We start from the raw sequence: 9,004 nt of genomic DNA, 5'->3' as shown, positions 1-9,004 counted from the left end.
GTCGTGGGGGGCGGGCGTGGGGGCGAGGGCGGCGTTCATTTGCGGATGTCCATGGCGGAGCGCACGCTGTCAGCGAGCAGGTTGAAGGCGATGGAAGTGACGAAGATCAGCACGCCGGGCAGGGCGGCGACCCAGGGATTGCTGTAGATGGCCGAGCGCAGGGTGTTGAGCATGAGGCCCCACTCGGGTTCCGGCGGCTTCACCCCGAGCCCGAGGAAGGACAGGCCCGAGGCCAGGATCATGCTGACGCTGAGGAGGCCGGTGGCATAGACGAAGACCGGTCCCAGCACATTGCCCAGCACGTGGGTGCGGATGATGGAGAAGGCCCCGGCGCCGCTCATGCGCGCCGCCTCGATGTAGTCCAGCTGGCGCACCTGGGTGGTGACGCTCTCGGCCACCCGCACCACCTGGGGCACGAAAACCAGGGTCAGGGCGATCAGGCTGTTGCTCATGCCTGGCCCCAGGGCGCCGGAGATGGCCACCGCCAGCAGCACCGAGGGGAAGGCGTAGAAGATGTCGAGCACGCGCATGATGGCCATGTTCACCCGGCCGCCGACGTAGCCAGCCAGGAGGCCGATGGTGGTGCCGATGCCGAAGGCCGCCAGCACCGGCACCACACCCATGAGCAGGGAGAGGCGGCCGCCGTGCATGAGGCGGCTGAGCAGGTCGCGGCCCAGCTCGTCGGTGCCGAGAAGGAAGCCGGGGCTGCCGATGGGCAGCAGGCGCTTGATCATGCTGGCCTTGTAGGGATCGGCCGGGGCCAGCCAGGGCGCGAAGACGGCGGCGCCGACGATCAGCAGCAGCACGGCGGCGCTGGCCATGGCCATGGGGTCGCGCCGCAGCTGGCGCCACACCACGGTCCAGTAGCTGCGGCTGGGCTGGGCCGGCGCCGCAGCGGCCGGCAGGGGGAGGGGAAGGGTTGCGGACATGGTCGTTCCTCTTTCAGCTGCGGCCCATGCGCGGGTCGATCAGGGGTTGCAGGATGTCCACCAGCAGGTTGAGCACCACGAAGAACATGCACAGCACCAGGATGGTTCCCTGGAGCAGGGGGATGTCCCGCTGGAAGATGGCGGTGTTGAGAAGGAAGCCGGTGCCGGGCCAGGCGAAGACGGTCTCCACCAGGATGGAACCGCCCATCAGGTAGCCGATCTGCAGGCCGGCCACGGCCAGCACGGTGGGGGCGGTGTTCTTGGCCACATGGCGGAAGACGGCGCCGCCGGAGAGGCCCCGGGCGCGCAGGGCGGTGACGAATTCCTGGCCCAGCATGTCGGCCACCAGGGCCCGCACGGTGCGGGTGATGATGCCCATGGGGATCACCGACAGGGTCAGGGCCGGCAACACCAGGTAGCGCAGGTGCTCCAGGTCCCACAGCCACTCGCCGGAGCCGCCGGGGCCGGCGCCCATGGCCGGGAACCAGGGCAGCCAGATGGAAAAGAGGATGGTCAGGACCAGGCCCAGCCAGTAGTGGGGGATGCTGACGCCGACCACGGAGAGGGCGGTGGCTGCCTTGTCGATCCAGGTGCCGTGGCGGTAGCCGGCAAGGGCGCCGAGGATGCAACCGAGGACCACGCCGATGGCGGCGGCCATGCCGGCCAGGAGCAGGGTGTTGCTGACGGCGCTGAGCACTTCGGCGGTGACTTCCCGGCCCGAGGCGATGGACAGGCCCAGGTCGCCCTGCACGGCGCGCATCAGCCACAGGCCGTATTGCACGGGCACCGGCTTGTCCAGGCCGTAGGCGCTCTTCAAGGCCTGGATCACCTCTTCCGGTGCGTCGGCCGGGGCAATGGCGTTGAGGGGGTCGCCCGGGGCCAGATAGACGAGGACGAAGGACACCACCGTCACACTGAGGGCGATGGGGATGGCGTAGATCAGCCGTTTCAGGATGTAGGCAAACATGGCGGGCTTTCCGTCATGGGCCGGGGCTAACCCCGGCCCGGTGGGGATTACATGCGGATGGTGGTGAGGTCCTGGAACCAGTGCTGGGCCTGGATGAACTCCTTGACCTTGGGCGACAGGGCGTGGGGATTCACGTCATGCACCACCCACAGCATCTGGGCGTCGTCCACCATGCTCTGGTGCACGAAGGCGAGCAGGCCGTCCTGGGTCTTGCTGTCGAAGGTGGTGCGGATCTTCTCCAGGGCCGCGTCCACCTTGGGGTTGTTGTAGCCGCCCCAGTTCACCCCGTTGGGCGCCACGTAATGGCTGTCGGTGAAGCGGGTGATGGCGTAGAACGGGTCGGCCGTGACGTAGCCCAGGTTGATGGCGGTGATGCCCTTGCCGGCGTTGATGTCGGCCTTGGCCCCGGCGCGCCAGTGGCGGTACAGGTTCTCCAGCTCCACCACCTCGAAGGTCACCTCGATGCCGATCTCCGCCAGGCTCTGCTGCACGAACTCGTTCATGGGGAGGGACAGCATCTGGCCGGTGCCGCCCTGAGCGATGATGACCTTGGCCTTGAGGGGCTTGGAGGGGCCGTAGCCGGCCTGGGCCATGAGGGCGCGGGCGGCGGCCAGGTCGTAGCCGATCTTGAAGTTGGGCTTGCCGAACCAGGGGCTGGTGGCGTCCACCTGGCCCTTGGCCGGGGTGGCCAGGCCGCTCATCAGCTTGACCACCGCATCCCGGTCGATGGCCAGGTTGGCCGCCTTGCGCACCCGGATGTCGGTCCACGGCGAGCCCGGGTAGGTGGAGAAGTGGTAGGGCCAGACGTGGGGCGTGACGTTCTGCACCAGCTTGAAGCCGCCGGCCTTGAGCTGGGGCAGCACGTCCGGCGGCGGCGTCTCGATGATGTCCACCTGGCCGTTGAGCAGGGCGTTGGCCCGGGTCATGGCGTCGGGGATGGGCAGCAGGACGATGCGGTCGGTCTTGGGCAGGCGGCTCTTGTCCCAGTAGGCGGCGTTCTTCACCAGGTCGGCCCGTTCCCGGGGAACCAGCTTGTCCAGCTTGAAGGGGCCGGTGCCGGAGGGCTGGCTGGCCACCTTGTTCCAGTCCTTGCCCAGCTTTTCCCACTGGGCCGGGCTGGAGACCAGGAACCAGGGCAACTGGTAGGGGAACAGGGCGTCCACTTCCTTGGTGGTGATCTCCACCTCGTAGGGACCGACCTTGCGGTAGGAGGCGATGGAGGGAATGCGCGGGCGCACCTGGGCGCTCTGCTTGGCGTCGAACTGGGGCGACTTTTCCGCCAGGACCTTGTCCAGGTTCCAGATCACCGCATCGGCAGTGAATTCGGAGCCGTCATGGAACTTGACGCCCTTGCGCAGGGTGAAGCGCCACTTCTTGTTGTCCTTCGGATCTGCCTTCCACTCGGTGGCCAGGCCGGGCACCAGCTTGCCGGGGCGGTTGCCCACGTTGGCTTCCCAGGCGATCAGGGGGTCGTACAGGGTGTGGCCGGTGAACTGGTAGGCGCCGGCGCCCCGGTCCGGCTGGCCGGTGGTGAGGGGAATGTCGGCCATGGAAATGCCGTAGCGGGCCACCGTTTCTGCATGCAGTCCTGCATGCAGGGCGAAGCTCAGGGGGAGAGCTGCCAGCCAGTGGCGAAGCTTGAAATTGCGGGGTTTCATCGACTACTCCTAGGTTGGGGAGACAGTCCATGGATTGCATGCAACGTGCCAATCCGGGCCGGAGCGCCGATGTATTTCCTAGTCGCTTGAATGTGCTCTGCTAGTTGGCAAATTGTATTTTTTGCCGCGCCGGCGGCGGCAGTCGAACTTGCATACAAGATGCACCTGGACGGGGCGCATGCCCGGAGAAGATCACTGCTTAGGTGCCAGGCCAGGTTCCGTCATTGGCCGTCGGGCCGGCCTGGGGCGTGGCCCTTTGCCAGCGAAAGGCAGGGGCGGCATCAAGGGAAAAGGGGCAGGCTGGCGGTGGGTTGACCGGACCTTTTCTTTTCAATACATTACTGACCGGTCAGTCAGTAATGTATTCCCATGTCTCTCTGTGATTCCGCCGATCCACCCCGCCGCCGCCGCAAGGAAGCCCGCCCCCAGGAGCTGACGGCGGCTGCCCTGGAACTGTTTACCGAACGCGGTTTTGCCGCCACCCGGCTGGAGGACATCGCCGCCCGGGCCGGCGTTTCCAAGGGCACCCTGTACCTTTATTTCGACAGCAAGGAAGCCCTGTTCGAGGCGGTGATCCGGGAAGGCATCATTCCGGCCATGAACGAGGGCCGCACCATGCTGGAGGAGCACCAGGGCTCGGCCAGCGAACTGCTGCGCTGCCTGCTGCTCGGCTGGTGGGAGCTGCTGGGGGAAAGTCCCCTGGGCGGCGTGCCCAAGCTGATGGTTTCCGAGGCCGGCAACTTCCCCAAGGTGGCGGCGTTCTACCGGGAGAACGTCATCGATCCGGGCCGTGCCCTGCTGCGGGAGGCCCTGCAGCGCGGCATGGACCAGGGCGAGTTCCGTCCCGTGGATGTGGGCATGGCGGTGGACGTCATTTTCGCTCCCATCCTGATGCTGGCCGTGTGGCGCTATTCCATCGGCCCCTGCTGCGCCGAGGAGGAGCGGGACCCCGTCCGTTTCCTCGACACCCATTTCGATTTGTTGATCAAGGGCCTGCGGCCGTGAGCACCGCCCCTTCCGGAGTCCTCCCCATGAAAACCATTCCTTCCTTCGCGCTGCTGGCCGTCACGGCCATGGTCCTGGCCGCCTGCGGCAAGGAGGCGCCCAAGGCGCCCGAGCCCCGCCCGGCCCTGACCCAGGTGGTGGGCGCAGTCGGCCAGAGCGACATGCTGTGGGTGGGCGAGGTGCGGGCCCGCTACGAGACCGACCAGGGCTTCCGCATCGGCGGCAAGGTGGTGGAACGCAAGGTGGATATCGGCGCCGTGGTTAAGAAGGGCCAGATTCTTGCCCGCCTGGACCCGGTGGACGCGGGCCTCTCGGCGGCCGCCGCCAATGCCCAGACCAAGGCGGCCGAGGCCGACTTCCTGGTGGCCAAGGCGGAATACGAGCGGCAGAAGAAGCTGCTGGAAAAACAGTTCATCTCCCAGAGCGCCTTCGACAGCCGCGAGGCCCAGTTCAAGGCCGCCCAGGCCCGCCTCGACCAGGCCCGGGCCCAGGCTGCGGTGACCGGCAACCAGGCCGGCTACACCGACCTGGTGGCGGAAAAGGACGGGGTGGTGACCGACGTCAAGGTGGAGCCGGGGCAGGTGGTCAGCGCCGGCCAGCCGGCCATCCGACTGGCCCTGGCGGGCGACAAGGAAGTGGTGGTGGCGGTGCCGGAAGGTCGCATGAAGGGCATCGAGCCCGGCACCAGCGCCGTCATCCGCCTCTGGGCCAACCAGGACCAGTCCTACGCTGCCCGGGTGCGGGAAGTGGCGCCGGCAGCCGATGCCGCCACCCGCAGCTTCCAGGTCAAGGTCACTGTGCTGGAGCCGGATGCCGGCCTGCGCCTGGGCATGACCGCCGGCGTGCTCATCGGCAGCGCCGAGGCGCCCCTGCTGGTGCCCACCGCGGCCCTGACACGTCAGGACGGCAAGAACACGGTGTGGGTGGTCAATCCCCAGAGCGGCGAGGTGCAGCCCCGCAGCGTCACCACCGGGCCCTTCCGGGAGGACGGCGTGGTGGTGGAAAAGGGCCTGGCCCGGGGTGAGCGGGTGGTCATCGCCGGCGTGCACAAGCTGCAACCCGGCCAACTGGTGCGGGCCGTGGAGCCGAGCAACGTGCCTCTGCCCATGGTGGGCGGCGGCGGGGCTGGCCCCGTAGCCGCGACCCCGGTGGCGGCCAAGCCGGCGGAGTCCGCCAAGTGAAGCGCTTCAACATTTCCGAGTGGGGCCTGCGGCATCCGGCCCTGGTGCTCTATTTCATGGTGGCCCTGACCCTGGTGGGTCTGCTGGCCTATTCCAAGCTGGGCCAGTCGGAAGATCCGCCCTTCACCTTCAAGGTCATGGTGGTGCGCACCGCTTGGCCCGGCGCCAGTGCCCAGGAGGTGGAGCGCCAGGTCACCGAGAAGATCGAGAAGACCCTGCAGTCCGTGCCTTACGCGGACATCATCCGCAGCTATTCGCGGCCCGGCGAATCCATGATCTTCTTCCAGGCCAAGGACGCGACGCCCGCCGCGGCGGTGCCGGACATCTGGTACCAGGTGCGCAAGAAGGTGGGCGACATGCGCTACACCCTGCCCAAGGGTATCGAGGGCCCCACCTTCAACGACGAGTTCGGCGACGTGTACGGCAATCTCTACGCCGTGGTCGGCGACGGTTTCGGCTATACGGAACTGAAGCGCCAGGCCGAGGCCATCCGGGCCGAACTGCTGCGGGTGAAGGACGTGGCCAAGGTGGATTTCTTCGGCGAGCAGAAGGAGCGGGTCTATATCGAACTCTCCAACGCCAAGCTTGCTACCCTGGGCATTGATGGCGCCGCAGTGGTGGCCGCCCTGCAGAACCAGAATGCGGTGCTGGCAGCCGGCAGCTTCGATACCCCCAGCGAGCACATCCGCATCGACGTCAGCGGCCGTTACGACGACCTGGCGGCCCTGCGGGAAACCCGTCTGCGGGCCAACGGCCGCGAGGTGCGCCTGGGCGACATCGCCAGCATCGGCCGCGGCTATGAGGATCCGCCCACCCAGAAGATCCGCTACATGGGCAAGGAAGCGGTGCTGATCGGCGTCTCCATGGCCAAGGGCGGCGACATCATCCGCCTCGGCGGCGGCCTCGACGGCGCCGTGGCCTCCATCCAGGACCGCCTGCCGGTGGGCCTGGAACTGCACACCGTCTCCTCCCAGCCCCAGGCGGTGCAGCGTTCGGTCAATGAATTCGTGCGTTCCCTGATTGAGGCGGTGATCATCGTCCTCGGCGTCAGCCTGCTTTCCCTCGGCCTGCGCACCGGCATCGTGGTGGCCATCACCATTCCGGTGGTGCTGGCCATCACCTTCCTCTTCATGCAGATCTTCGGTGTCGGCCTGCACAAGATTTCCCTCGGCGCCCTGATCCTGGCCCTGGGCCTGCTGGTGGACGACGCCATCATCGCCGTGGAAATGATGGCGACCAAGATGGAACAGGGCTGGGCCCGGGCCAAGGCGGCCTCCTTCGCCTACGAATCCACCGCCATGCCCATGCTCTCCGGCACCCTGGTGACGGCCGCGGGCTTCCTGCCCATCGCCACCGCCGCTTCCGCCACCGGCGAGTACACCCGTTCCATCTTCCAGGTGACGGTGATTGCCCTGCTCATTTCCTGGGTGGCGGCGGTGCTGTTCGTGCCCTATCTTGGCTACAAGCTGCTGCCGGACTTCGCCCACCACCGGGTGGCCCATCAGGAGCCGGGACGCCTCAGCCGCTGGCTGATGCGCCGCCTGCCCTGGCTCGAACGCTGGCTGCACAAGGAGCCCCACACCCACAGCGAGCACGATATCTACGCCACGCCCTTCTATCGCCGCTTCCGCGCCCTGGTGGATGCCTGCGTGCGGCGCCGCTGGCTGGTGATCGGCATCACCGTGGGTGCCTTCGTCGCCTCCATCGTCGGTTTCGGCATGGTGCAGCAGCAGTTCTTCCCGGATTCCACACGGCCCGAACTGATCGTGGACCTGCGCCTGGCCGAGGGCGCCTCCTGGGATGCCGCCGACGCCGAGGCCAAGCGCCTGGAGTCCTGGCTGGCCGAGCAGCCCGGCATCGACAATGTGGTGGCCTACGTCGGTACCGGCAGCCCCCGCTTCTATCTGCCCCTGGATCAGCAGATGCCGCAGAAGAACTTCGCCCAGTTCGTCATCCTGACCCAGGGGTCGCCGGAACGGGAGACCCTGCGCAGCAAGCTGATCGATCTTTTCGAGCATGACTTCCCCAGCCTGCGGGCGGCCATCAACCGTCTGGAGAACGGCCCGCCGGTGGGCTTCCCGGTGCAGTTCCGCGTCGCCGGCCCCGATCTCAATGTGCTGCGTGGCTACGCCCACGAGGTGGCCCAGGTGATGCGGGCCAATCCCAGCCTGGCCAATGTGCACCTGGACTGGGAGGAGCCGGCCAAGGTGGTCCATCTCACCGTAGATCAGTCCAAGGCCCGCCTGCTGGGCGTCACCTCCAGCGACATCGCCAACCTGATCAACACCGCCCTCAAGGGCCAGAGCGTCACCGAATTCCGCGACGGCGCCGAACTGGTGGATGTGCATCTGCGCGGTACCGAAATGGAACGGCGGCGTCTCTCCCTGCTGCCGGACCTGATGCTGCCGACCCGGGCCGGCAAGGCCGTGCCCCTGTCCCAGGTGGCGACCCTGGAATACGGCTTCGAGGAAGGCATCGTCTGGCGCCGCAACCGGGTGCCCACCATCACCGTGCGCGGCAATATCTACGGCCACATGCAGGGGCCGGTGGTGTCGGCCCAGGTGGAAAAGTCCCTGCAGTCCATCAAGGCCTCCCTGCCCCTGGGCTACACCCTGGAAGTGGGTGGCGCTGTGGAAGAGTCGGCCAAGGGCGGCGCTTCCGTTGCCGCCGGCGTGCCCCTCTTCTTCCTGGTGGTGCTGACGGTGCTGATGCTGCAGCTGCAGAGCTTCTCCAAGGTGGCCATGGTGCTGCTGACCGCGCCCCTGGGCCTGGTCGGGGTGACCGTGTTCCTGCTGCTGTTCAACAAGCCCTTCGGCTTTGTCGCCATGCTCGGGACCATCGCCCTCTCCGGCATGATCATGCGCAACTCGGTGATCCTGGTGGACCAGATCGACCAGGACGAGAAGGCGGGCAAGCCCCGCTGGGAGGCCATCGTCGATTCTACGGTGCGGCGTCTGCGGCCCATCGTGCTGACGGCGGCGGCAGCCATCCTGGCCATGATTCCCCTGACCCGCAGCGCCTTCTTCGGCCCCATGGCCGTGGCCATCATGGGCGGCCTGACCGTGGCGACCCTGCTCACCCTTATTTTCCTGCCGGCCCTGTACGCCGCCTGGCACAAGGTCAAGCCTGCCGCGCCGGCGGAGTCCCTGCAAACGGTGGACGAAACCCTGGCCGGCAGTCGCCAGGGGCCTCAGTTATAATCGCCTTTTTCCGCCAACCACATATTAGTAAGTGCTAATATAACGACCGCAGACGGGGACTCGT

General features: G+C 67.2%; 6 protein-coding genes. 3 read left to right on the top strand and 3 right to left on the bottom strand.

The window, feature by feature from the left end:
* Nucleotides 1–35 precede the first annotated feature (35 nt).
* From AC1RTA_RS07870 to AC1RTA_RS07860, 3 genes are read right to left on the bottom strand one after another with little or no spacing between them, the layout of a single operon-like run.
* Entirely contained in the window at nt 36–929 is an 894-nt protein-coding gene (locus AC1RTA_RS07870) for an ABC transporter permease (protein WP_130459891.1), read from the bottom strand.
* A gap of 13 nt (nt 930–942) precedes the next feature.
* Nucleotides 943–1,896, bottom strand: coding sequence for an ABC transporter permease (locus AC1RTA_RS07865; protein ID WP_014235527.1), 954 nt, complete (start codon nt 1,894–1,896; stop codon nt 943–945).
* A gap of 47 nt (nt 1,897–1,943) precedes the next feature.
* On the bottom strand, nt 1,944–3,554 hold the full coding sequence (locus AC1RTA_RS07860; RefSeq protein WP_014235526.1) for an ABC transporter substrate-binding protein: 1,611 nt from the start codon (nt 3,552–3,554) through the stop codon (nt 1,944–1,946).
* A gap of 369 nt (nt 3,555–3,923) precedes the next feature.
* Here AC1RTA_RS07860 and AC1RTA_RS07855 point away from each other — a divergent pair, with 369 nt between their 5' ends.
* Genes AC1RTA_RS07855 through AC1RTA_RS07845 form a run of 3 tightly spaced genes read left to right on the top strand, consistent with a single transcriptional unit; the run spans nt 3,924 to nt 8,940 of the window.
* Complete coding sequence (locus AC1RTA_RS07855; protein ID WP_014235525.1) at nt 3,924–4,559, top strand: TetR/AcrR family transcriptional regulator; 636 nt, start codon at nt 3,924–3,926, stop codon at nt 4,557–4,559.
* 26 nt (nt 4,560–4,585) lie between these two features.
* A complete protein-coding gene (locus AC1RTA_RS07850; RefSeq protein WP_492784421.1) occupies nt 4,586–5,740 on the top strand; it encodes an efflux RND transporter periplasmic adaptor subunit in 1,155 nt (384 codons plus the stop codon).
* Nucleotides 5,737–8,940 (top strand): efflux RND transporter permease subunit, encoded by a 3,204-nt coding sequence (locus AC1RTA_RS07845; RefSeq protein WP_492784420.1) that lies wholly within the window; start codon nt 5,737–5,739, stop codon nt 8,938–8,940. The genes AC1RTA_RS07850 and AC1RTA_RS07845 overlap by 4 nt, the downstream gene beginning before the upstream one ends.
* Nucleotides 8,941–9,004 lie beyond the last annotated feature (64 nt).

The organism is Azospira sp. MPR-E4 (assembly GCF_058809645.1).
The sequence above is the reverse complement of the archived record's forward strand: the minus strand, read 5'-3'. Positions and strand labels throughout refer to the sequence as shown.

Excerpts from the sequence above, each read along its gene's own strand:
- AC1RTA_RS07850 (WP_492784421.1), top strand. The coding sequence starts at position 4,586 with ATGAAAACCATTCCTTCCTTCGCGCTGCTGGCCGTCACGGCCATGGTC.
- AC1RTA_RS07870 (WP_130459891.1), bottom strand. The coding sequence starts at position 929 with ATGTCCGCAACCCTTCCCCTCCCCCTGCCGGCCGCTGCGGCGCCGGCC.
- AC1RTA_RS07860 (WP_014235526.1), bottom strand. The coding sequence starts at position 3,554 with ATGAAACCCCGCAATTTCAAGCTTCGCCACTGGCTGGCAGCTCTCCCC.
- AC1RTA_RS07855 (WP_014235525.1), top strand. The coding sequence starts at position 3,924 with ATGTCTCTCTGTGATTCCGCCGATCCACCCCGCCGCCGCCGCAAGGAA.
- AC1RTA_RS07865 (WP_014235527.1), bottom strand. The coding sequence starts at position 1,896 with ATGTTTGCCTACATCCTGAAACGGCTGATCTACGCCATCCCCATCGCC.